A 24,506-nucleotide genomic window follows, 5' to 3' on the forward strand; every position below is an offset into this window, starting at 1 on the left:
CCGATCTCAGATCGGGGCCGGCAGGTCCTCCGGTAACATTGCGGGCCATTTGCCGTCATGCGTGAGCTTTTGGACCACTTTGGGGACCAACGCCCGCACGGCTGCTACTTCTACCGAGCGTTCATCCCTCGGGTTGACCGCGAGAACTACGGAGCGCGTGATGACAGGATCGACGATCCGAAGCGTTCTCACTTGACCAAGGGATGCCTCGCGTTGGACGCCCGATGGCGTGAGAATTGAGTAAGCTTTTCCGTCCATCACCATATTGATGATCGTCGATAGGGAATCGACCTCAAATTTTACGTCGAGTGTGCAGCCGTGCTGGGCAACGACATCTGCGACCGAACGACGGACGTTGTTGACGCGCATCGGTACTGCCAACGGAAACTCGTGTAACTCTGACAGGCGAATGGTATCGCCGAACGGTGGCTCATTCGGAGGAGCTACCAGGCAGAATTCCTCTCTTGCAAGCACGGTTGCTGAGTTTGCATTCTCTACAGTTCTATAAAGGATCGCGAGATTGAAGCGGCCGGCAGCCATCGCTTCCTCGATCGGCCCACTCATGCCTTCGACAATCTTCAGGGACACCTTCGGCAGTTGCTCTTTCGCCCAGGCGAGAAGGTCCGCCACCATCACCTTTGCAGCACCGGACGGAATGCCGATCGTCACCTCGCCAGAAGGTGATTTTGCTTTGCTGGTGAGCTCTTCCTCTGCGAGTTGAACTTGATGGAGTATGGTCCGAGCATGCTTCAGGAGTTTTTCTCCTGCCGAGGTCAGCGTTATCCCGCTACGGTCGCGGACCATGAGCTGCGTCCCAAATGCCTCTTCCATTTGGCGCACATGGAGACTGATCGCGCTCTGTGCAACATTCAAATGCGCGGCAGCTTTCGTGAAACTACCTGCCTCCACGACTCCCACAAAATACTTCAGCTGCCTTAGATCCAACGGGGAGCGCCCTTTCACATCGCCATCGGCGGGCGATTTCCGGAAATCATTGTGTTTTCAACGTATTTACACATACTATCTCGAAACCAGATGGCTGGAAAGTAGAAAATGTATTGGATTGTTTCGCGGCCCGACGGCCATATTGGCGGCGAGAGCTGGCACTCTTTCAGCTTGGCGAGGAAGGCGGCGGACAAGATTACATTGAAGTCTATCGCACTCCGTTCACCAACCATTCCAGAACGAGCGATCAACGATGGGAACTTCCCCTAAAATTAGAGATGTAATTCTAGCCCCCGGCAACGGCAGTTTCTTCTACGACGATCAGGCTGCAATTCGCGCAGGCGTGGGGCATGACGGCTTCTGCTACGTCGGTCAGCCGGTCACACCGGGCTTCAAGACAATCCGGATGCCGTCGCGCTCGTTGAGCATCGGCCTAGTATTGGACGACGACACGATTGTCTGGGGCGACATGATGAGCGTGCAGTACTCCGGCGCTGCCGGACGGGATCCGCTGTTTCAGATCGAGGTGATCGAGACGCTCGTGCGATCCGTGATCATTCCGCGCTCCTCGCCGCGGACGCTTCGAGGTTCCTTCCCGCGTGCGACGAGGTGCTAGCCTACCACGGTGGAAAGCGACTTCCGCTCGCGATCGAATACGGCGTGAGTCAAGCACTTTTGCGTGCCGCCGCCCACATCGCGCGCACGACGCTTGCCGAAGTGGTTTGCAGTGAGTTTTCGCTTCCGCTGCCGGAGAAGCGTGTCCCGATCTTTGCCCAAAGCGGTGATGCGAGGGAGATCAACGTCGACAAGATGATTCTGAAATCTGTCGACGTTCTCCCCCACGGTCTCTTCAATTCGCGTGAAAAGTTCGGCCCGTCTGGTGAAACGTTCCGCGAGTTCGTGCGCTGGGTCGCAAAACGAACGACTGAGATCGGCGAACCTGGCTACCACCCGGTCCTCCATTTCGACGTCTATGGATGGATCGGTCTCGAAATCGGATTGGATGCCGAGAAAATCGCCGACTTCATTTCCCGCGTAGCCGATGATGTGCCCGGCTTCCGGCTGAATATCGAATGCCCAGCCGACTTCGGCTCGACGGCCGCCCAGCTTGACGAGTACGCGAAGATCATCTCGCTGCTCGACGCGCGCGGCACGAATGCGCGGATTGTCGTCGACGAGCGATGCAACACGCTGGAAGACATCAAGCTCTTCGCGAACGCAAAGGCCGCCCATCTCGTGCAGATCAAGATGCCCGACGTCGGATCCATTGCGGACACAGCGCGAGCTGTTCTCGTCTGCAAGCAGAACGGCGTCGGCGCCTATGTGGGCGGAAGCTGCGCTGAAACCGATCTGTCCGCCAGAGCGGCGGTGAACGTTGCCGTAGCCACGCAGGCGGACATGATGCTGGCGAAGCCCGGCATGGGCGTAGATGAAGGCATTTCCATCGTCGGGAATGAGCAGAGCCGTCTGTTCTCCGTTCTGGATTACCGGCGCTCCCGTAGTTCCGAAACGAAGATCGAGGCGGTATCCGCATGACGAAGGCATTGGAAGGAATCACCGTTGTCGCAGTCGAGCAGGCCGTCGCCGCTCCCTATGCGTCGTCGCGACTGGCCGATGCAGGCGCACGCGTCATCAAGATCGAGCGCCCGGAAGGGGACTTTGCCCGCAATTACGACAAACTCGTGCGTGAGCAGAGCGCATACTTTGTATGGCTCAATCGGGGCAAGGAATCGATCTGCCTCGATCTGACCGCCGATGAAGATCGCGCCATCCTCGACTCTATGATTGCCGAGGCGGACGTCTTCGTCCAGAATCTCAAGCCTGGCAGCATCGGAAAACTTGGTTTCGGGTCGGCCGAATTGCGAAAGCGCTTTCCCCGGCTGATCACTTGCGACATATCCGGCTTCGGCGAAGGCGGAGCGCTTTCCCATTTGAAGGCCTATGATCTGATCGTCCAGGCGGAGACCGGTCTATGCGCCATAACCGGGACGTCGCACGGCCCGGCTCGCGTTGGTGTCTCAGTGTGTGACATCTCGGCCGGTATGACTGCGCTTAACGCGATCCTTCAGGCGCTATTCCAGCGAGAGCGTACGGGTGAGGGTGCAAGCATACAGGTTTCGCTTTTCGATGCGATCGCCGACTGGATGAATGTTCCTGTTCTGCAGCACGACTACAGCGAATATCATACGGCTCGCGCCGGTGTGAACCATCCGTCGCTCGCGCCCTATGGCGCATATCGCTGCGCCGACGGGAAGGACGTCATTTTTTCTGTTCAGAACGATCGCGAATGGGTGAATTTCTGCGCGAAATTCCTCCATCAGCCGGAACTGACCCGACGCGCCGGCTTTGCCGATAATATGGAGCGTCTCGGCAACCGTGCCCAGTTGGACTCCATCATCAATGCCCGCTTCGCAGAATTGACGAGCGATGTAGCGATGAAAGAACTTGAAGCGGCTGGAATGGCCTATGGAAGGCTCAACCAAGTCGCCGACGTTTCCCAACATCCGCACTTGAGACGGGTTGGCGTCGCCACCCCCGGCGGCGAGGTGGAAATGATTGCGCCTGCCGCGATATTCAATGGTGACAAGGCGCCGGCTTTCCGTGCCGTCCCAGCCCTTGGCTCGCACACAGAAGCTCTCAAGCAGGAGTTCAAGTCCTCCATGCCACAGCGAGCGAACAACTAGCCGATCGATCGCATCGGTCATCAAATTGCAAATATAGAAAGTGAACTGGCAATGGCACGCTCCGACGAAGCATCGGAATCTTTCGACTATATCATCATCGGAGCGGGCACCGCCGGGTCGATCATCGCGTCCCGTCTTGGCGAGGATCCGTCCCTTTCCATTTGCGTGATCGAGGCCGGCCCGAGCGACTTGCGCCCGTACGTCTATCTTCCGGCCGGGTTCACCAAGACCCTGACACAAGACGCGGTGACATGGCAGTTCAAGACCGAGCCGACGGAGAATACAGGGGGACGACGCATCTCGACGACCCAGGGCCGTGTGGTTGGTGGATCTGGCTCGATCAATGGATTGATGTACAATCGCGGCCAGCCCCAGGACTATGACCACTGGGCGCAACTCGGCAATCGCGGCTGGGGCTACAACGACATTCTTCCCTATTTCAAACGTTCGGAGGCGAGAATCGGCGAGGCCGACGACGCGATCCGGGGGCGGAGTGGCCCGGTTCCAGTGACCGATATGGACTGGGTCCATCCGGTATCCGAAGCGTTCATCGCCACAGCGATGAAACGTGGCCTTCCCCGCAATCCGGACTACAACAGCGGCGATCAGGAAGGTGTCGGCTACTTCCAGCGCTACATAAAGAATGGACTTCGCGTGAGCACTGCCGCCGCGTTCCTGCGGCCGGCCTTGAAGCGCGGTAATATTAAGCTCATCACGAGTGCGCGCGTAACCTCTCTGGTGATCGAAGGAGGCGCCGCGCAAGGCGTCAGGTTCGTCAGATCTCGTGGAGGAGCGGAGACCACCGTCCGCGCTCGTCGAGAAGTCATCGTATGCTCCGGAACGGTCAATACAGCCCGTCTCCTCCAGGTCTCCGGTATAGGGTCGGGCGATTTGCTCAATGAGCTGGGTGTGAACGTCGTCCGCGAGCTCCGCGGCGTTGGCCAGAACTTGATCGACCACTATTCGGCTCGCGCTGTCATGCGTGCGAAACGGGACGTGGTGACGCTTAACGAGATGGCGCGCGGCCCGCGACTGGTTTGGCAGGTTCTCCGTTGGCTCGCACGTCGGCCGAACATCCTGGCATTGTCGCCATCGCAGGTTTTCCTTTTCCTGAAATCCGACAAAAGTCTGGATCTCCCTGACCTTCAGTGTGTCTTTACGCCGGGCAGCTACAAGGAGGGGAAACACTACGTTCTCGACTCCTATCCCGGTGTGACCGCTGGGGCCTGGCAGCACCGTCCGCTCTCCAAAGGCTATGTACGCGCGGTGTCGAAAGACGCTTGGGTCGATCCCGTTATTCAACCAAACTATCTGGACCATCCAACTGACCAGCAGGTGATGGTCAGAGGCATGCAAATGATACGAGAATTGCTTCATGCGCCAGAACTCTCACAATATCTCGTTGAAGAGACTGTTCCTGGTCCGCGGGTAAAGACTGATGGGGACATGCTCGACTTCGTGAAGAAAAACGGCTCCACGGGCTATCATTTGGTCGGAACCGCACGGATGGGCGGCGTAAACGACCCCCTCGCAGTCGTTGATGATCAACTGAGAGTGTTTGGAATCGACCGTCTGCGTATCGCCGATGCATCGATCATGCCGATGATACCTTCGGCGAACACATATGCAGCTTCCATGATGATCGGCGAGAAGGCCGCCGATCTGATAAGGGGCAAGACATTCGCCACGGTGTAACTCTGAAGCGACGGCGGGTAAGGCACCGCCCGCTTCCTTTAGCGGAGGAATTCTTGCAGTTGCATCCGAAAATCGCTGAGGCTTTGCTAGCAGCAAAGGGAAGCACGCCGTTGCACGAATTGCCCGTCGAAGAGGTACGTCGGCTTTCTCGCCTAGCCTATGAGACGGGTGCACCAAAGCTGACGCTTCATTCGGTTCTAGACCAAATTTTGGACCTCGACCGATCACCCGTACCTGTCCGAGTTTATCGCCCGACTGACAAAACGGGACTGCCCGTGACGGTGTTCTTTCACGGTAGCGGCTTCTGTATTCTAGACATCGATACGCACGATGCCTTTTGTCGTTTTCTCGCTACGAGAACCCAATCGATCGTCGTTTCGGTCGACTATGCTCTTGCACCCGAAGCACGATTTCCGGCGGGACTTAACGATTGCGTTGATGCCACACGATGGGTCCAACAGCACGCCATTTCGCTCGGAGGCGATGCGAACAAGTTAGTACTCGTCGGCGACAGCGCGGGTGCCTGCCTGGCTCTTCTATCGGCCCTGAGACTTAACGATAGTAACCGCCGCGTTGTTAGCGCGTTGATGTTGCTGTTCCCTGTCGCTGATCATTACAGTTCGCAACGAGCTTCTTATGAGCACTTCGCCACAGGCTTCGGACTTACCGCAAAGATGATGCGCTGGTTCTGGGACCATTACATCGATTCCGAGGCGACAGAAGCGATTGCTGCGGCTGCACCGCTTCGTGCTCCCACATTCAGTGCGCTTCCGCCATCATACATACAGTTAGCGGGATTCGACGTGCTGTTCGACGAAGGACGCGCGCTTGCGGCGAAACTCGTGGCGGATGGAGTACCTACCGAACTGGATGTCGCAGGAGATATGAACCACGGGTTCATCCGGTGGCTGGGACTGATTAAGGAGGTCGATGCACATTTAGAACGTGCATGCAGTTGGCTCGAACGACGCTTTTACACGCGTTGATTGATCGCAAGACGACACTCTGCGGATCTCGACTTCTTGGCTCCGCCAACCTCGGGAAACGAGCATTCAATATGTTATACCATTACGATAAACTATCGGAGAGCAAAGCCCCTTGGCCGCACTGTCGATGTCGTCAAAGAGCGTGTTCTTCCGGAGTTTTAAATGGAGAAATTACGGGTACTGGATGATTTTCAAAATCTCAGCCTAAAAATACAGAATGCTCCGAGTGTCGATGATGCACTCCGCATTCTGGAAGCGGCCTACGGGATCGACTTTTCCACCTACCATCTGGCTCTGACCGTAGCAGACGTGGTCGACACTCCGTACGTTCGCACAACCTATCATGATGCTTGGGTAGCGCGCTACCTGCTGCGGGGATACGTGAAAGTCGATCCGATCGTGCGCGAAGGTCTCATCCGGCAAATGCCGTTCGATTGGCGCGAGGTCGAGGTTCCACAGGCAGCCCATGACTTTCTGCTCGACGCCCAGGAACACGGCGTTGGAGCCAATGGATATTCCATTCCCATTGTCGACAAGAAGCGCCGTGCTCTCTTATCGTTGAACTCCAGGAAGCCCGCCAGCGAATGGAGCAACCTGGTCCAGACGTATGGCCACGAGTGGCTCGATCTTGCATTTTTGATCCACAGAAAAGCGGTGTTCGAACTTCACGGCGAGCATGATCCAATCCCGCAGCTCGGTCCGCGCGAGAAGGAATGCCTTTACTGGTCCGCTCTTGGAAAAACGAACGATGAAATCGCCGAAATCCTCGGCCTCTCGATGCACACGACGCAACGATATCTGATGTCGGCACGCCACAAGCTCGGAGCGGCGTCGACCACATCGGCAACCGCTCTTGCGATTCAGCTCCGCCTGATAAACCCCTATGGCAATACCCAGGATTCGGGGAGCTAATCTCCGAATATATCGCGCGCGCGAATCCTGTTGCACGCTGGCCTCGATCAATATGCGGAGGCAAGCATGTATCTCCTTATTCAAGCACACGAATATCAAAAATATACCGTACTGCTCGATCAGTCGTTCCGGTTGAGAAAAAGAGTTTTTGCAGACCGACTCGGCTGGGACGTGTCCGTGTCCGGCCATCGCGAACGGGATCGCTATGACGAACTCCACCCAGCTTATCTGCTGTGGTGCGATGAAGATCGTAGGCAGCTTTATGGCTCTGTTCGCCTCATGCCAACGACTGGTCCGACGCTGCTCTATGACGTCTTTCGCGAGACATTTCCCGATGTGTGCGACCTTATCGCGCCTGGCATCTGGGAAGGCACGCGAATGTGCATCGATGAGGATGCCATCGAACGTGACTTCCCTGACATGCGACCGGACAGAGCCTTTTCTCTGCTGCTTCTTGCCTTGTGCGAGGCGGCGCTTGCCAGTGGCATCCACACCATGATCTCGAACTACGAGCCGCACATGCGGCGTGTTTATCAAAAAGCCGGCGCCGAACTCGATGAACTCGGCCGTTTCGATGGTTATGGCCGTTTCCCGGTCTGCTGCGGTGCGTTCGAGGTTTCGCACCGCGTCCTCGGTGTCATGCGCGCCAAACTCCGGGTGGGCGAGCCGCTATATCGTCGACCAGCGTTTCCATCGCGCGCCACCTCCGCGCCGACATTGCAATTTGCGTGACCAGGCAACCCAAGAAGTTCTCATGGCTAAACACATCTCCGAAACGGTTGTTTCGGTCCTAAATGCGGACCGGATCGCTGAGACGTTATGCGGATCACTCCGCGATTGCGCCGTTTCGATCGATACCGGTCGAACCGACCAAGTTCTGAACTTTGGCGATGGCAGGGCGATCATCACGGCGAAAGTTTGGGGTCTCCACCTTCGCGTGGAGGCTGAAGATCTTGCAACATTCTTCGGAATCCGGTCCCTGGTGCAGGTGGCCCTGTCTCAGGCCTCGAACAATCAATCCGGTCATCTCGAATGGCATCCGGCTGGCGACGAGCTGTCCGACATAATTGGTCGGCGGGCGGTCCGCACCGGCGGATGCTGACAGGGCGTGCGCTGGTTAATAGGGGCCGATCTTGAGGATCAACGCCGCATTCCGAGCTGGGGCGTGCTCGCAACGTGGCGCGTCTGCCGAAGGGACCTATCCTGCAGCGCACCGGCGCGATCCTGAACGAGCTTGAGTGAAGCAGCCTGCTCCGGCATTATCCCAAGGGAAGCCCCTAACCTCGTAACATTTCCCCCTTTCAGGTCAGCGCGATCCGCCGAGGAAAGACGTTTGGTCATCGCCAGGGTGATCTTCTCAAGCTCACGGCGGAGGGCTGGATCGGCATTCAAGCGAAGTACTTGCTCCTGGTCAGTGCCGGACATCAAGGCGGAGAGTACCTTCGACGGGCTGGGAATCTCTACCCTATGTCGCGCCTGCTCCTCGCGGTGGTGAAGGTTGATGTGATGCCGCTCGAAATCGACCGCCAACCCGTAATCCACCAGTGCCCCCGCGAGCCTCGGCGCATGAGCCTCCGCAAATTGGCGAGCCGGACTCGGTCGCTTTAGCCATGCCCGCCCCTCCCCAACGATCTCGCCTAGTCGACCTTCACGAACATCATCGCCGACTGCAGCACCACTTCGGGCATCGCCTATGTTCAGCACCGAAGACGACACCGCCTGGCTGCTCCCGAACACGAGCCTCCACAGATTGTCGATCTCGGCACGCTTGTCGGCCAAGCGAACGGAATTCTGCAAGCGCGCGTCGATATCGCCCGCGCTGAGGTCCGGCAGGTGCCGAGCAGGAGCGAGCGGTGTGCTGCGGACCGGCGCGCCGTCGCGACCGAGACCCAGCGTCCGCTCGTTTGCGGCAATGCCCTCCACGAGAGCATCCGCAGCGCGACGCTGCTGCTGGCCGAGGCGATCATGCCGCGCCGTCTCCACCAGGACCGCCTCCATCATCGCCTGCGCCCGGGCGCGATTGGCGATGTCCTTCGTCCCGAGCCTGAGATCATCCCGCATCGCCCGGGGAGCACTCCTGTCTCATCGACCACCGCAGACGCGATAGCCTTCCGCTCGGCAAGCGCCATGTTGCGTCCAACCTTCCGCCGCGCTTCATCGATTGCCGCCGCATATCCGGGCTCAACGATTTGAGCCATTGCCGCGTCGACCGACATCGTGCCGGCGGCAACTTTATTCGCGGCCCGCGCCGAGTCTCGCGCATCTGTCCAACTGGCTGCCGAATGGTCGATAGCCCCGGCGTTGTTAACTGGGAGAGGATGATGTCATCGATCCCCAGGAGAGAGATCACCGGGATACGCAGCGTTGTTCGGCCGATAGCCAAGGCCCTTGACGCCTTGTGTGATTCGTTTACGCGTCTCGACACCCATGTTGGCGAAACGCCCGTTGAGATAATTCGACACGCCGGAGCGGGAGACACCTGCCGCCTCCACCCCTTCATTGATCGTCACCTTCGCTGAAGTCTCACCCGTCGCCATTGCCCATACGATATTGTTGTAATCTCGAACATACACTCGTTCCCATCCGGTCGAAAACAGTTTGGCAATCACGTCCCGCGCAAGGCACTTGCATGCTGTCTAGCATCGCCTCGCAAATGAAATTTATCTGCGCCTCGTTGATGATGAATGGCGGGCGAAATGTCGCAGTGTCCCCTGTGGCTTCAGCATGAGCCGACGTCTCATCGCTATCGTCAGAAATTGAGCGAGAACATTATGCGAGGCGGCGAAGGCTCTTTCGTCGTTTTGTCCGCAACGAGCTCGGCACCCAGCAAGAGCGATCCTCGCTGTCGAAGCCGCTCTGCGAAATGGCCACCACGATCTGGCGATCCTCAGCTATGAACCGTAAGGATTGCCGATATTGATCGTGGCGCGGCAGCGCGAGCTTGGTTACCTCTAAGCGATGAGAAAGGCGAGACGCAATGGCAGGATCATCCGGTTACCACCGATCGAGGCCGACCGAAGCGAGGCAATCCACGGCTTCCTTTCATCGAATGACCGGCCCAGAGCGGTTTTCGTCTGCCCGCCTACCGCTCACTGGCCTGAGCCGCGCCGATCAGAGTGCCGAACAGCTTGGGCGTATCGCCATATCCGTGCTACTGGAAACGGGGAGAGGTGCAGCGCACCCCCGTTTTCTGATCGAACCGCCAGCGAAGCTCTGCAGCAGCCTTTTTGAGCGCTCAAGGATTACCAGTTCGTAACGGAGCCATCACGACGTTTGAGATGCGGCGCTTCCCAGAACTCGAAGCTCTGCCGCGCGATCAGCTCCTCATTTACCTCGATGCCAAGACCAGGGGCGTCCGAAACCGGGTAGTAAGGCCCCTCAAGTTTTGGCTGCACGGGGAAAAATTCCGAATTGTCGAAACCGAGATGGGTTTCGGCCGGGCTGGCACGGGTTTCAAGCCAGGAGAAATTGGCAACCGCTGCGGAAAAATGGATCGTCGCCGCGGTGCAGATCGGCCCGAGCGGATTGTGCGGCATCATGTCCACATAATGCGTTTCGCTCCAGGCGGCGACCTTCATGCTCTCCGTCAAGCCGCCGACATTGCAGACATCGAGACGGTTGAACTGGTGGATGTCCCGCTCGATATAGGGCTGGAACTGCCACTTTGATGAGAACTCCTCGCCAATGGCGAAGGGGACATCGGTAAGACGCCGCAGGGCCTCGTAGGCACCGGGGGATTCATCACGAATAGGCTCTTCTAGAAAGTCGAGCGTGCCCTTCGGCATTTTCTGGCAGAAGCTTGCCGCCTCCGCCACCGTCAGGCGGTGGTGATAATCGATGCCGAGCACCACATCGTCGCCAAGCACCTCCCGCGCCTTGACGCACCATTTCGCTGTTGTCGCGATGTGTTCCCGCGGCTCGTAAATCTTCTTGTTCTCGTGACCGTCGGGAGACAGGCGCATGGCGGTCCAGCCGTGTTCGACAAGCATCTGCGCCTGTTCGATCATCGCTTCACCGGGGGCTGCGAATGTCGTCGCGAATGTCGGAATGCGATCGCGCTGCTTCCCGCCGAGCAGATCGTAGACCGGAACGCCAAGAGCTTTTCCCTTGATATCGAACAGGGCGATATCGATGGCGGAGATTGCCGCCTGCAATACACGCCCACCCTCGAAATACTGGCTGCGATACATTTCCTGCCAGAGCGCGCCGATCTTGAAGGGATCGCGACCGCGCAGGAACTCGGCATAGTGCTCGAGCGCGCCGACAACCGCCTTTTCACGCCCCGAAAGACCGCTTTCGCCCCAGCCGAAAATGCCTTCATCGGTCTCGATCTTCACCAGAAGCTGGTTGCGAATGCCGACCTTGACCGCGTAGCTCTTGATTGCTGTAATCTTCATATCGTCTCTCCCCTTACCAATGCCAGAGCGTGCCGTCTTCCAGACGGTTCACCGGCAGATAGGCGCGCTGATACGGATATTTCTCTGCGAGTTTTTCATCGATATCGACGCCATGGCCGATGGCTTCACCGGGATGCAGATAGCCGTCCTTCAGGCTCCATGCGCTCGGAAACACCTCGAGGATTTCCGGCAGATAACCGGAATATTCCTGGATACCGAAATTCGGCACCCACAGGTCAAGATGGAGATTGGCGCCAAGGCAGATGGGCGACATGTCCATTGCGCCATGGCAGGCGGTGCGGACATTATAGATACCGGCAAAATCCATCACACGGCGGAGTGCCGTGATACCGCCCGCATGGACCGAGGTCATGCGGATATAGTCGATCAACTGCTCTTCGATCAGCAGGCGGGCATCCCAGATCGTGTTGAACACTTCGCCGACGGCAAGCGGCGTCGTCGTGTGCTTGCGGATCAGGCGAAAACCCTCCTGATGCTCGGCGGCGACCGTATCCTCGAGCCAGAACAGCCGCGCGAATTCCAGATCCTTGCCCAGCCGCGCCGCCTCGATGGGCGTCAGGCGGTGATGCGTGTCGTGCAGCAGTTCAATGTCATCGCCATAGGCGTCACGAACCGCTTCAAAAAGCTTCGGGATATGCCGCAGATATTTCGATGTGGACCAGACTTCCTCATGCGGAACGGCGTCATCGACAGCGTTGTTGGTAACGGATTTTGCCCCGGTTCCGTAAACGCCGGGCAGACCGGGAATGCCGACCTGCACCCGAACGGCCTTGTAGCCCTGATCGATCCGTTTGCCGACGGCTTCCACCGCTTCATTGATATCCGTGCCCTGCGCATGGGTGTAGCAAAGCACCTTCTCGCGGCTCGCACCGCCAAAGAGCTGATAAAGCGGCATATTCGCGGCTTTGGCCTTGATATCCCAAAGGGCGGTATCGATGCCGGCAATGGCGGCCATCGTCACCGGACCGCGACGCCAATAGGCGCCCTTGTAAAAATATTGCCAGATGTCCTCGATCCGCGAGGGATCACGACCGATCAGCAGAGGCGCCAGATGATCCTGAAGATAAGCGACGACCGCCTTTTCACGGCCGTTGAGCGTTGCGTCACCCACGCCGGTCAGGCCTTCGTCGGTGAATATCTTCACCGTCACGAAATTGCGGCCGGGTGAGCAAACGATGATTTTAACGTCGGTAATTTTCATGACTTATCCAATGGTGGAAACGGTGCGAGTGGGATCGTAGCGGAAGCGCTGGGAGAGGCGTCTCTCACGCGGATCGGGATGGGGAATGGCCGACAGCAGCGAGCGCGTGTAGTCATGCTGCGGATCGTTGACGACCTGATCGGTGTCGCCCATCTCCACGACCTTGCCGCGGTACATCACAGCAACGCGGTCGCACATGTAGCGGATGACGGACATGTCGTGGGAGATGAAGACGTAGGAAAGCCCAAGCTGGTCCTGAAGGCTCATCATCAGGTCAAGCATCTGCGAGCGAAGCGAAACATCGAGTGCAGATGTGGCCTCATCCGCGACGATGAGGCGCGGCTTGACCGCGATCGCCCTTGCAATGCCGATACGCTGGCGCTGGCCGCCGGAAAAGGCATGCGGATAGCGCTCGCGCCACGCCGGCTCCAACCCAACCTGCTGCATCAGTTCGGCAACGCGGTCCTCGACCTCGGCACCTTTCATACCAGCAAGTTTCAAGGGCTCCGCAATGATCTGGCCAACGGTCTTGCGCGGGCTGAGCGAACCGACGGGATCCTGAAAGATCATCCGAACTTCCCGGCGGACATCCTTCAAGGTTGATTTGTCGGCGGTGCGAAGATCGACGGTGCTGCCATCGGGGCGACGGTAAGCGATGGTGCCGGCCTGCGGATCGTAAATGCGCAGGAGGCAACGGCCCATCGTCGTTTTGCCGGACCCGGATTCGCCGACGATGCCGAGGGTTTCTCCCGGGCGAACCGAAAGCGACACATCGTCGACAGCCTTCAGACCGGAAGGAAAGGCGAGTGAAAGATTTTTGACGTCGAGAAGAAGCGGCGTTTCAGCCGGTATCGCGGGACGGCTCAGCCGCACCTCCGCCTTTTTCTCCAGCTTGACGACAGAGCCGATCAGCCGGCGCGTATAATCATCCTGAGGCGCATGGAAAATCTGCTCGACCGAACCTTTCTCCATCACCTTGCCGCGATACATGACGAGGACCTCGTCGGCGATCTCAGCCACCACGCCCATATCGTGGGTGATGAACAAAACCGCCATGCCATGGCTTTTCTGGAGCTTCTTGATGAGATCGAGAATTTCCGCCTGTGTCGTCACATCGAGCGCCGTCGTCGGTTCGTCGGCGATCAGAACGGATGGATTGCAGGCAAGCGCCATGGCGATCATCACGCGCTGGCGCATGCCGCCGGAGAATTCGAACGTGTAGCGGTCGATCGCCGTTTCGGGTCTGGGTATTTCCACCTGCCTGAGCAGCTCGATGACGCGGGCGCGTTGCTCCTTCTTTGACGTTCCGAAGTGGATGCGAAGCGCCTCGCCGATCTGCGTGCCGATACGGTGGACCGGAGACAGCGAACTCATCGGCTCCTGAAAGATCATGGCGATCTCTTTGCCGCGCACGGAGCGGATTTCCCTGCCGCGCGGATCGAGTGTTGCAAGATCGGTCACGCTGCCATCCAGCCGTTTCAGCAGGATATGGCCGTCTTCGATGCGACCGGGCCTGTCGACGATCTGAAGGATCGAGCGCGCCGTCACCGATTTGCCCGAACCGGACTCCCCGACGACGCAGAGCGTCTGGCCGCGTTTCAGCTCGAAGGAGACCCCATCCACTGCCTTGAAGATGCCGGTGCGGGTTGGAAAATAGGTCTTTAGATTATCGACCTTGAGGATCGTGTCGTCACTGCTGGTCATGATACGGACTCGTAGGGGTCTGCGGCATCGCGAAGGCCATCGCCGAGGAAGTTGAGGGAAAGCACCGAGATCACGATCGCGGCGGCGGGCGTGAACAGCAGCCACGGCGCCTGCGCCACCGCGCGGATGTTCTGCGCTTCCTGAAGGAGAACACCCCAGGAGATGATCGGCGACTGAAGGCCGATACCGAGGAACGATAGCGCGGTTTCAGCCAGGATCATCGAGGGAATGGCAAGCGTCAGCGTCGCGATGATATGGCTCATGAAAGACGGTACGAGATGGCTGAAGATGATGCGGAATTCGCTCATCCCGTCCAGCCGTGCGGCAATGACGAAGTCCTCGTTTCTCAACGACAGGAACTTGCCGCGCACCTCGCGTGCCAGACTGGTCCAGCCGATCAATGAGACGATCAGGGTAATGATGAAATACGTGCGAAGCGGTGGCCACCCGATCGGGATCGCGGCGGCAAGGCCCATCCACAACGGGATTGTCGGAATGGATCGCAGCAACTCGATGGCACGCTGAATAACGAGATCGAGCCAGCCGCCGAAAAAGCCGGAAATACCACCGATGGTGACGCCGAGAATGAGGCTCATGAACACGCCGACAAGGCCGATGGACAGCGAAATCTGGGCGCCATGGACGACACGGCTGAAGATATCGCGCCCGAGACGATCCGCACCAAAGACATAAAGACTGTCGCCGGGCTTCGGGTCGGTGAGACCGAACAGCTTGGTTTCCATGGGAATGAATCCAAGCAGGTTATATGGCTGCTGCGCCTTCACGAAGAAGCCGACAGAGAGCGGCTTTGCCGGATCTGGCGTGAATTCGCGACGCATGGATTCCGTGTTCAGCGTCATTTTCAACTGGTTGACATGTGGCTGGAAAGAGCCGTCATGCATCAGCGAAATCCACTGCGGCGGCGCGTAGGTGAAGCGGGCATTGGTGGCGTTCGGATCGGCTGGTGCGATGAAATTCGCAAAGGCTGCGACCAGATACATGAAGATGATGACGACCAGGCTTACTAGGGCAATCTTGTGCTTCTTGAACTTGAGCCAGAACAGACGCCATTGTCCGGCAACGGCAATATCCCTGTTGTGAAGGTCGAGCGAAGGGCCGGTATCCGGCGGGAGTTGGGTGATATCTGTCATTGCAGCCGAATCCGCGGGTCAGTGATGGCGAGCAGGATGTCCGAAATCAGCGTGCCGATGATCGTCAGCACCGAGATCAGCAGGATGAGCGAGCCGGCGAGATACATGTCCTGGGCAAGTAGCGCGCGCAGCAACAGCGGCCCGGTGGTGGGCAGGCTCATGACGACGGAGACGATGATTTCGCCTGAAATTACCGCCGGCAAAATCCAGCCCAGCGTGGAAATCAGCGGGTTGAGCGCCAACCGCACCGGATAACGCAGCAACAATTCGAATTCCGACATGCCCTTGGCGCGAGCCGTCGTGACATAGGGTTTCGAAAGCTCATCCAGCAGATTGGCGCGCATGATGCGCACAAGGGCTGCAAGCGAACCGAGCCCGATGACGATGACCGGAAGCCAGACATGCTGGGAAAAATCGATCAGCCTTGCGAAGCTCCAGGGAGCATCGACAAATGCGGGTGAAAACAGCCCGCCGACGCTTTGCCCGAACCATGCGGACATGACGTACATGGCGGACAGCGCCATCAGGAAATCCGGCACGGCCAGAAAGAAGAAGGCGAGAAACGTCGCGGAATAATCGGAAATCGAATATTGCCGGACAGCCGACAGAATGCCGATGGGAATGGCGATGGCCCAGACGAAGCACAGCGTCAGAAGCGAGAGCAGAAGCGAGAAGCCGAGGCGGCTCCAGATGAGCTCTGTCACCGGACGGCCAAGCTCGAAGGAAATGCCGAAATCGCCTTGCGTGACGATGCCCCATATCCACTTGTAGTATTGGAAATACATGGGCTGATCGAGGCCATAACGCTCGCGCATGGCTTCCACCGTTCCGGCTTCCACGGCACCACCCTGACTGGCCCAGTCGGCCATCAGCGTCGTGAGGTAGTCACCGGGCGGGAGCTGGATGATGATGAAGGCGATGATGGACACGGCAAACAGTGTCGGTATCGCAAACACCAGCCGCTTGAGAATAAAACGAAACATGGATCTCGCCATTCGACATGAAAAGGATCGAAGGAACCGGCAGCGGCATTCGCGCTACTGCCGGCGGGAGGAGCTTTATGGAGCGGGCTTGTCAAAGTACCACTGGGTCAGCGTCGGCGCCGGGTGCCAGAGATTGCCGGTGATCGGGATGCCGTTCACCACGTTCTTCAGGTTCTTCGATGTCATCATGTATTTCGGCTTGGGCCGGGAAATACCGATATTGAGGAAGTTATCGGCCGAAAGCTCGAGGAACGCCTTCATCTTGTCGCGACGATCATCATCCGTCACGGCCGCGTTGACCTTGTCGTAAGAAGCCATCAGCGCCTTGATCTCGGCCGGAGGCTCCTCGCCGGTGGCGTGGTTGGCGTACCATTCGCTCCACTTCATGGCGAAGAAGATATCCGCCTTCTGGAACGGCATGTAGCAGCGCGGGTCGGTATAGACCTCGGAAAGGCCGCCGACGCAGTTCCAGATATAGGCGTCCTGCTCGTTTGCGGACCACATGGTGTTCAATCGCGCCCGGTCGGTGGTTCTCAGCTGGATATCGATGCCGACATCCTTGGCGTATTGCTGAACCATCTGCATGACATCGGGATAGGACAGACCGAAGACATCCGCCACCATGAAGTTGATCGTCAGCCGCTTGCCCGTTTCATCCAGACGGAAACCTTCCGCATCCTTCTTCGGCAATATCTTGTCGAGCATTTCAGCCGAGAGTTTTGGATCAAACTGCGTGTACTGCGTCGCCTCACGCTCATTGTAGAGCTCGTGTTCGGGCTGTACCGCCACCTGCGCGGGCGTGCCCTGACCCACATAGACCAGATCGATGATTTCCTGCCGGTTGATGGCCTGGCTTAGCGCAATACGGAAATCCTTGTTCTGGAAAATCTTGCGTTTGACCGGATCGGTGGAATTCAGGTTCAAGAGAATGGTGGCATCGTTTGCCGGAAGATCCTTCACATCCACGAACTTGTAATTGCCCGTTTCCTGCCCATCAAACAGAACCGACTTGAATGTGGCGTTGTTGATGTGGCGGAACGCGAAATCGAACTCGCCGGACGTCATCTTCAGCGCCATCAACTGCGGATCGTCCAGCTTGGCCCAGGTGATCGTGTCGATATAGGGAAGCTGATTGCCGGCCGTATCGACCTTCCAGTAATATGGGTTGCGTGTGGCGACCACGCGGTCCTGATCCGCATAGGGCACCGTCAGCACCCAGGGGTTCATGGTCGGCAGCTCGAGGTTCTGCCAATAGGCGGGCTGGAAAGTCAGCGAAACCTTCGAGTTGAACAGCGCCACCCAGTCGCCGGCGGCCGGGTTGGATTTCAGAATGGCTGGAATACCATCCTTGTTGTACTTCTCATGAAACTGGCTGAGATAGTGCCTGGGATAAATGACCGGCAGATGCCCCTGACCGTAGGCAAGCTGTTGCAGAAACAGGCCGTAGGGCGACTCGAACTTGAACTCGACGGTCAGGTCATCGATCTTCGTGACCTTCACCGGCTTTCCGCCCACCGTGAAGGTCGGGTTCTTTGCCGGAGACAGCGCCGGGTTCATGAAGACATCTTCATACCAGAACATGATGTCATCGGCCGTGAAGGGCTGGCCGTCGCTCCATTTCAGGCCCTTGCGTAGCTTGAATGTGTAGGTCGTCGCATCGTCCGATGCTTTGAACTCTTCCGCAAGGGACGGCATGATCTTCTTCCACTGCGGATCCCAGCGAACCAGCAACTCGTTGGCAATGGTGCGCGTCAGATTGTACTGGTCGCCGTTGGCGAGAATGGTGGTGCGCAACGTGCCGCCATATTTGCCGACACCATTCACCATGGTTTCGACGAACGGCGTCTCTGGCAGACGCTCCGTGACGGCCGGCAGTTTGCCGCCTTTCACCTGCTCATCAAGCGCAGGTGCCTGCCTGTAATCGGCAGCCCATAACGGAGCCGTTCCGCAAAGAAGGGTAGTAGCAAGCAGCGTGCCGGACAGGCCAAAGCGACGCGGTGTGAACCGGTAATTCATTTCTTCTCCTCCGATTACCGGCTCCACCACCGGCATTCTCCCCCAGACGGCGCCTCCTCCGTCTTGTGCACAAAAACTCTCAGATCGTACATTATTTGTCAACATCAATGTATAAAATTACGTTTTCCTATTGGCAATCGCGGGGAAAATGCTTTAAAAGCAACCTCATGAGCACGATCACCACCCTGTCTGCACCTGCGCCGGAGCCGGACTCCATGACAGACGAGGCCGAATTTTCGGTCTATGAGCGCCTTCGCGACGACATTATTCATGGACGTCTGAAAGCAAATGAGCGGTTGAAGGTCGCGGATCTCGCCAACCGAATGGGCACCTCGACGAATCCGGTCCGCGAGGCTCTTCAGCAATTGCGCGGCGAAGGCTTCGTTGTCATGGCACCCAATCGTGGCGCGCGGGTGCGCCCGATAGACGAGGACTTCGTGCGGGACATCTGTGAGATCGAGGTCTTGATTGAGCCCGCTTTGACACGCTGGTTTGTGGGAATTGCAACCAGGACAGACATTGATGCGCTCGAAGACTTGCAGCAAAAGATCGAGGGCCTGAATTTCGCGGATGAGGCAAAGCACTCCGACCTGGATCTGCAATTTCATCAGATCATGTATGACCGACATTACAACCGGCATGCTGTCGACCTGTGGGTGCGTCACCGACAGATTCTGGGGGCGATCAGCCGGCAGTTTTCGACCTCGGTGAAGCGTCAGCGTGATGTGATCAATGAACATAATGAGTTGTTGCGCTGCCTGAAGACGCATGATGCGGATGCTGCTTCGGCTGCTATAGCCAAACATGTCTCCGGCTCGGGCGCTCACATTATTGAGCATATGCGTTCACGCCGTAGATAGAACCCGGTTCAGTCTAGATAGTCGCCGGGGAAGAGGACGCCGGTGAACGTTGTAAACTTCTTCGTTAACCCATGAAGAGACCCCTGTAACCGCCGCGCAAATAGTAAACTCACGAAGACCCGCCACCGTGATGCCAAACAATATTGAAAGCCTCGTCTTATATGAGCTGCGTATCGAGCTGGCGGCAGACACGCTATCGACAGCAGGCGGTAAGCTACGGCGCGCCGGAATGATGACAATGAAAGCGCGGCGTTCCCGCTCGAGAGGAACAAAACCATGAAGATTCATGCGATCAACACCGCAAATCCGCAAAAGCTGACTGACTGGTTGTCCGAAGCGCCCAAGATAGCGCTCGAGAACAATTTCGGCCAAGATCGTGCAACTGCCGTCGCGCGTTTCAGTTCCAGGGATCTAAGATGTTCGAAGCGGGCGCAACCGCGTTCATTTCGATCTCACGACGTCCAACCTCGGTGCTTAGAGCGGCTGATCAAGCTGCGCGCAACCGTTGCGTAGAAGATCGGCTGCTGCAAATCCGCTAGACGCTGATCGAGCAGGCCAGCGGCTAGACCCAAGCAAAAGGTAAGAGAACGCGGACTCTCCAATTATCCCCTCAGTCCTTCAATCCTGTGATGAGGATCAGCAGTCAGGTGGTCGAGGCATTGGCCTTCCCTCCAGCGTGGCCGAGGCCAGAGACCTTTTGTGGCGATTCAGGATTCACTAGCCCAATCTGCGCATGTGGGACTATCCGCACCAACTCGCGGTACCGGAAATTCCATAAATTGGACGAGCCACCAAATCATCCTTGAAGGCGCGCATTACTCGACCGATTCGTTCTGCTATACCTCGGCAAAGCCGTGAACGGAGAGTGGTCGTAGTCCAGTTTATTGCACGCGGTCCTGGCAAGCGGCCTCTACCCCGGAGCCAACTTAGCAATCGATTGGGGGCTTCGGACACGCTCTTGCATTTGTGATCGTCATTTCGCCGTTCGGGCTGCCGTCGATGCTGCTCACTTGGCAGCGTGAAATACAGATCGCCGTCAGTCTGTTGCTCGCATCACTGGGCGTAGCTCTGCTAATTTGGGGTAGGCATCCCAGGGTACTGGCCAGAATTTCCATCATCGCAACTCGCAACTTTTGTCGCCGTCGTGCTCCATGGTGCAGGGTTGATGCTTGTCCTGATTTATCTGGGGCCATGCGGCGCGGGTCATGCGGGTGCAACGACCTTGATTGCGTGAGCTGGTTGTAGCACCTTAGCCTTGGCTCCTGACCCGAAGCTGGCTCACTCTGGATGCCGTTCAGACGGTCTGATCGACATTGAGGTATCGCCCCTCGGGTTCATTATGCTTTCGTACGTTGCCGCTTTATCCCGACGGAAAGGCGTTGGGAATTCTGTTCCTACGCCTCTGCTGTCGCCGGTGCCTGGTATGTGCCGCCCTTGACGAGAAGCGCCCATATCGTGCATGCCATCTTGCTCGCTAAGGCCACGGCTGCCACTTTGTAGGAGCGCCGTGCCATGGTTGATACGATCCAACCAGGCAGCTTTGAAACTTTGCGAGCCTGTTTGAGGATCGATGTCGCACCGGCAATCAGTAGAGTCCGTAACTGCTTGTTGCCGCGCGTCGAGATTTTGCCAAGCCGCTCCTTCACTCCGCTGAAGTTCGCTCTTGGCGGGATGCCGATCCAAGCGGCCAAATCCCGCCCTATTCGGAAGGCTGCCGCATCCTGAACCGGGGCAGGAACAGTCGCCGCGATAATAGGACCGACGCCGGGGATGGTTGTTAAACGTGCGGCATCATCAGCTTTCACTGCTGCCACAATCTTACTGTCGAGCACCTCAACCCATTCTATCAGACTTTCGATCTGATCGGCCATCTCCAAAAGCGCAGCTCTGGCCAAGTTCGGTAAACGATCGTCACGCAAAATGGCGACGAGCTTTGCAATACTAGTCATGCCGGTCGCGGCGATGATCCCCAGCTCGGCATATGAGCACGCATCGCATTCGCCGTCTGGCTTTGTTGACGCACGAGTAACTCTCAGGTCTTCGAAACCATCCCGGCGGCTTGCTCCTCCGGCGACTTGACGTGCACGAAGCGTATCGTTGGACGCGTTACGGCCTCGCAGATCGTCTCAGCATCGGCGGCATCGGTCTTGTTGCGTTTGACGTAGGCCTTCACGTAAGCCGGCGTCATCAACCATACAGCATGGCCGAATTCGCCGATCGCGTTGGCCCAATAGTGCGCGCTCCCGGAAGCTTCCATACCTACACGACACGGCTTGATGTGGCGAAAAAATCCCGCACCTGTGAGCGCCGCAAGGCACGTCGGACGGCTATACGCCCGTCTTCAGTGACGGCGTGGACTTGAAAGACCGACTTGGCCAAATCCAGTCCGATTGTGGTAACCTTCTCCATGGAATGGTTCCTTCTGTCTTGTGGCGTTTGGTGTCACCACATTAAGCATCTGGATGCCGGTGCGCAGGGCCGTTCCACACCATCACTTTTGATGAATTCTAGGCACCGGCTAGCGTTGGTCTCATAAAAGGAATCGGCGCGATGGTTCATTCGCTTCGAAACTCCGCATTTGTGCCTCATAGCTTTGTCATTGATGGAACTGCGGAACACGATCGGAACGGATACACAGCCGCTAGCCCGACGGAGCCTAGCTTTCCCGGAGCCGGCTCTATCCCGTCGCTATGACCTGGGCAAACCGGTCCGACGCCCGCGCCGCCTCGAGATTGAAGTACGATTGCGCAATGTCGGGGTTGTGGGCCAGCGCCTGACGGACAAGCCGATCGAGATCCGCGTCGTCGAAGGCGCGCCAGCGTACTGCGGTTTGAACGCGCGTCGTGTCAGATGGACGAAAGTCCGCGTTGGCCCAGCCTGAAGGCAACGGCGTCGCCATGTCGGGCGGCGATAGCGGGCCCACGCAGGCGGATAAGCCGAGCGTGACAAGACCACACCACGCAGCGCTACTCGATCTCTTCCATCCGTCCATGCACCGGTCCCATCAAAATCTCTTGACGGTGCTCAGGAATGATATATCTAGACTGATTAGTCAAACTATTATTCAAGCGAGGAATCCATGGCGCGCAAGGTCGATCCGGAACGGCAGGAGGCGCGCCGCCAGGAAGTGGTGGCGGCGGCAATGCAATGCTTCGCGGAAAAGGGAATTCACGCGACGTCCACGGCCGAAATCTGCCGGGTGGCCGGCATGAGCGCCGGCAACCTTTTCTATTATTTCCCGAGCAAGGACGCGATCGTGCAAGCGATCGCCGAATACGACCGTCGCGACATGGCCGTTACCTTTGAGGAGGCCAAGGCACAGGCCGATGCGATCGACGGCATCATGTTCATCCTTGATGCCTCGCTGACTCAGTCGGGCGATCCCGTCTTCGCTCGCCTCAGCCTGGAAATCGCCACCGAGGCCACGCGAAACCCGGCTGTGGCCGCCATGTTCGTCGACCACGAAGTGATGATGATCGACGCCTTCTGCTCGCTCCTGGAACGCGGCGTCGCACAGGGTACGGTCGACCGCGAGCTTGATTTCGAGAAAGCCGCGCTCTGGTTGATTGCTATCGCCGAAGGCGCGATCGGTCATGTCGTCCTCGGCCGCCCCTTCGACCCCAAGACGCACCACGATATCCTCGTCCGGCTCGTCAAACGCTTTCTCGCGCCATGACCCGCAACGGCGCGAGCCTATCATTGCGGAGACGTTTGCCCCTGTATGGCGTGATGGCGGCAGGCGGCTTATCGATCTTCGGGAACGCCATCGCCGGCTTGACCTTGCCGTGGTTCATCCTGTCGCTCACGGGCAGCGCGACATGGATGGGTGTCACAGCCGCCGCCAGCATGAGCGCACTGGTGATCGGGTCGCTCTTTGGCGGACCGCTGATCGAGCGCCTGGGTTCGCGCCCAATGGTGGTGACGGCCGACATGGTCAGCGCCATCAGTGTGGCAGCCATCCCGCTGCTGTTCCTGACAGGGCATCTATCGATCGGCATTGTCATAGGGCTGTCCGCGCTCGGCGCCCTCATCGACGGCCCCGGCATGGCCGCGAGCGACGGCCGCTATCCCGAACTCGCGCGGCTCGCCGGTGTCCCGCTCGAACGCGTGACCGCCATCGACGAGTTGATCGAGAATGGCGCCACGATCCTCGGACCACCGATGGCCGGCGTCGTGATCGCCCTTTTCGGGATCGCCCCCGCGCTGTTCATGACCGCATCCTGCTCTTTGGTTGCCGCGATCCTCGCCTGGCTGTCGTTCCCGAAACGGTCCCGGACGGGCAACGGCCAGTCCGTCGGCTTTCTGGACGGAGCCCGCTTCCTCATCGGCGACCCTGGATTGCGGCTCTTGCTCATCCTGTCGATGGCGGTGGTCGCCGTCTTTGGCGGGCTCACCGCAGTGGTCATGCCGGCCCTGTTCGGCGGCGCCGGCAAGACAGCGCTTGATCTCGGCGCCTTCCTCACTGTCGCAGGCTGCGCCGCCGCGATCGCGGCTTTGGGCTTTGCGCGCTGGGGTCCGCGCCTTGATCGTCGCCTGATCGTCCTTGTCAGCCTTTCCGGGACATCCGTCGGTCTCGGCCTCATGACGGTGGCGAGCGCCGGGCTTCCGCTATTTGTCGCGGGCGCGATCCTTGGCCTCGCCACGGGCGCGCTCGCACCACTGGTGCGCACGATCGTCATGCGCCGCGCGCCCGCCTCGATCCGCGCCAGTGTGATCGGTGCATCGACAGCCGCTGCGCTGGTGGCGACACCGCTCATGGCGTTGGTCGCAGGCGTCTTTGTCGATCTCTGGGGCGTCACTCCGGTCCTCGCCGGCTTTTCCGCGCTGCTCGCCCTCTTATGGCTGATTGCCACTTTCAGCCCCGACCTGGCGCGGATCTCGCGCAGCCCTGGCGATGGCCCCCCTTAGGCGGTCCCCCTGCCTGTTCTCAGCCGCCCATCCACATTCCAGA

At 58.3% G+C, this 24,506-nt stretch carries 19 protein-coding genes and 2 pseudogenes; 10 read left to right on the forward strand and 11 right to left on the reverse strand.

What is annotated here, in order from left to right; translation table 11 throughout:
* Nucleotides 1-6 precede the first annotated feature (6 nt).
* Entirely contained in the window at nucleotides 7-945 is a 939-nt protein-coding gene (locus L901_RS07060) for a LysR family transcriptional regulator (RefSeq protein ID WP_031233818.1), read from the reverse strand.
* A 253-nt stretch (nucleotides 946-1,198) separates the two neighbouring features.
* On the opposite strand from L901_RS07060, the pseudogene L901_RS07070 reads away from it, so the two are divergent.
* The 7 genes and pseudogenes from L901_RS07070 (at nucleotide 1,199) to L901_RS07100 (ending at nucleotide 8,324) form a co-directional block, all read left to right on the forward strand.
* Nucleotides 1,199-2,481: pseudogene (locus L901_RS07070) on the forward strand (methylaspartate ammonia-lyase).
* Nucleotides 2,478-3,629, forward strand: a complete 1,152-nt coding sequence (locus L901_RS07075; RefSeq protein WP_020810010.1) for a CaiB/BaiF CoA-transferase family protein — start codon at nucleotides 2,478-2,480, stop codon at nucleotides 3,627-3,629. Before L901_RS07070 ends, L901_RS07075 begins: the two are co-directional and overlap by 4 nt.
* 51 nt (nucleotides 3,630-3,680) lie before the next feature.
* Nucleotides 3,681-5,324, forward strand: coding sequence for a GMC family oxidoreductase (locus L901_RS07080; RefSeq protein WP_059754841.1), 1,644 nt, complete (start codon nucleotides 3,681-3,683; stop codon nucleotides 5,322-5,324).
* Between the two features lie 53 nt (nucleotides 5,325-5,377).
* On the forward strand, nucleotides 5,378-6,310 hold the full coding sequence (locus L901_RS07085) for an alpha/beta hydrolase (protein WP_020810008.1): 933 nt from the start codon (nucleotides 5,378-5,380) through the stop codon (nucleotides 6,308-6,310).
* A 162-nt stretch (nucleotides 6,311-6,472) separates the two neighbouring features.
* Nucleotides 6,473-7,222: a LuxR family transcriptional regulator gene (locus L901_RS07090; RefSeq protein WP_059754844.1), complete on the forward strand. Its 750-nt coding sequence runs from the start codon at nucleotides 6,473-6,475 to the stop codon at nucleotides 7,220-7,222.
* A gap of 66 nt (nucleotides 7,223-7,288) precedes the next feature.
* Nucleotides 7,289-7,954: an acyl-homoserine-lactone synthase gene (locus L901_RS07095; protein WP_059754847.1), complete on the forward strand. Its 666-nt coding sequence runs from the start codon at nucleotides 7,289-7,291 to the stop codon at nucleotides 7,952-7,954.
* 22 nt (nucleotides 7,955-7,976) lie between these two features.
* Entirely contained in the window at nucleotides 7,977-8,324 is a 348-nt protein-coding gene (locus L901_RS07100; RefSeq protein WP_059754849.1) for a hypothetical protein, read from the forward strand.
* 38 nt (nucleotides 8,325-8,362) lie between these two features.
* On the opposite strand, the gene L901_RS07105 is transcribed toward L901_RS07100, so the two are convergent.
* From L901_RS07105 to L901_RS07135, 8 genes are all read right to left on the reverse strand, one after another.
* Nucleotides 8,363-9,283: a BID domain-containing protein gene (locus tag L901_RS07105; RefSeq protein WP_059754851.1), complete on the reverse strand. Its 921-nt coding sequence runs from the start codon at nucleotides 9,281-9,283 to the stop codon at nucleotides 8,363-8,365.
* Between the two features lie 263 nt (nucleotides 9,284-9,546).
* Nucleotides 9,547-9,831 (reverse strand): LacI family DNA-binding transcriptional regulator, encoded by a 285-nt coding sequence (locus tag L901_RS26070; protein WP_245289599.1) that lies wholly within the window; start codon nucleotides 9,829-9,831, stop codon nucleotides 9,547-9,549.
* A gap of 633 nt (nucleotides 9,832-10,464) precedes the next feature.
* Complete coding sequence (locus L901_RS07110) at nucleotides 10,465-11,619, reverse strand: mandelate racemase/muconate lactonizing enzyme family protein (RefSeq protein ID WP_059754854.1); 1,155 nt, start codon at nucleotides 11,617-11,619, stop codon at nucleotides 10,465-10,467.
* A 13-nt stretch (nucleotides 11,620-11,632) separates the two neighbouring features.
* A complete protein-coding gene (gene manD / locus L901_RS07115; RefSeq protein WP_059754855.1) occupies nucleotides 11,633-12,841 on the reverse strand; it encodes a D-mannonate dehydratase ManD in 1,209 nt (402 codons plus the stop codon).
* Between the two features lie 3 nt (nucleotides 12,842-12,844).
* Entirely contained in the window at nucleotides 12,845-14,545 is a 1,701-nt protein-coding gene (locus L901_RS07120; protein ID WP_059754858.1) for an ABC transporter ATP-binding protein, read from the reverse strand.
* Nucleotides 14,542-15,696: an ABC transporter permease gene (locus L901_RS07125; RefSeq protein WP_059754861.1), complete on the reverse strand. Its 1,155-nt coding sequence runs from the start codon at nucleotides 15,694-15,696 to the stop codon at nucleotides 14,542-14,544. The genes L901_RS07120 and L901_RS07125 overlap by 4 nt, the downstream gene beginning before the upstream one ends.
* Nucleotides 15,693-16,679 (reverse strand): ABC transporter permease, encoded by a 987-nt coding sequence (locus L901_RS07130; protein WP_059754865.1) that lies wholly within the window; start codon nucleotides 16,677-16,679, stop codon nucleotides 15,693-15,695. Before L901_RS07130 ends, L901_RS07125 begins: the two co-directional genes overlap by 4 nt.
* 75 nt (nucleotides 16,680-16,754) lie before the next feature.
* The gene (locus tag L901_RS07135) at nucleotides 16,755-18,695 is read right to left on the reverse strand and encodes an ABC transporter substrate-binding protein (protein WP_059754868.1); all 1,941 of its coding nucleotides are present in this window, start codon (nucleotides 18,693-18,695) and stop codon (nucleotides 16,755-16,757) included.
* Between the two features lie 167 nt (nucleotides 18,696-18,862).
* Between L901_RS07135 and L901_RS07140 the strand changes: the two genes are divergently transcribed.
* Nucleotides 18,863-19,555 (forward strand): GntR family transcriptional regulator, encoded by a 693-nt coding sequence (locus L901_RS07140; RefSeq protein ID WP_059754871.1) that lies wholly within the window; start codon nucleotides 18,863-18,865, stop codon nucleotides 19,553-19,555.
* A 1,394-nt stretch (nucleotides 19,556-20,949) separates the two neighbouring features.
* Here L901_RS07140 and L901_RS07145 read toward each other — a convergent pair.
* Nucleotides 20,950-21,964, reverse strand: a pseudogene (locus L901_RS07145) (IS110 family transposase).
* A 268-nt stretch (nucleotides 21,965-22,232) separates the two neighbouring features.
* Entirely contained in the window at nucleotides 22,233-22,454 is a 222-nt protein-coding gene (locus L901_RS07155) for a hypothetical protein (RefSeq protein WP_147401459.1), read from the reverse strand.
* A 180-nt stretch (nucleotides 22,455-22,634) separates the two neighbouring features.
* Here L901_RS07155 and L901_RS07160 point away from each other — a divergent pair, with 180 nt between their 5' ends.
* The gene (locus L901_RS07160) at nucleotides 22,635-23,231 is read left to right on the forward strand and encodes a TetR/AcrR family transcriptional regulator (RefSeq protein ID WP_059754879.1); all 597 of its coding nucleotides are present in this window, start codon (nucleotides 22,635-22,637) and stop codon (nucleotides 23,229-23,231) included.
* A gap of 35 nt (nucleotides 23,232-23,266) precedes the next feature.
* The gene (locus tag L901_RS07165) at nucleotides 23,267-24,463 is read left to right on the forward strand and encodes an MFS transporter (RefSeq protein WP_183044073.1); all 1,197 of its coding nucleotides are present in this window, start codon (nucleotides 23,267-23,269) and stop codon (nucleotides 24,461-24,463) included.
* The last annotated feature ends 43 nt before the right edge of the window (nucleotides 24,464-24,506 follow it).

It is taken from the genome of Agrobacterium sp. D14 (genome assembly GCF_001526505.1).
Taxonomy (GTDB): domain Bacteria; phylum Pseudomonadota; class Alphaproteobacteria; order Rhizobiales; family Rhizobiaceae; genus Agrobacterium; species Agrobacterium leguminum.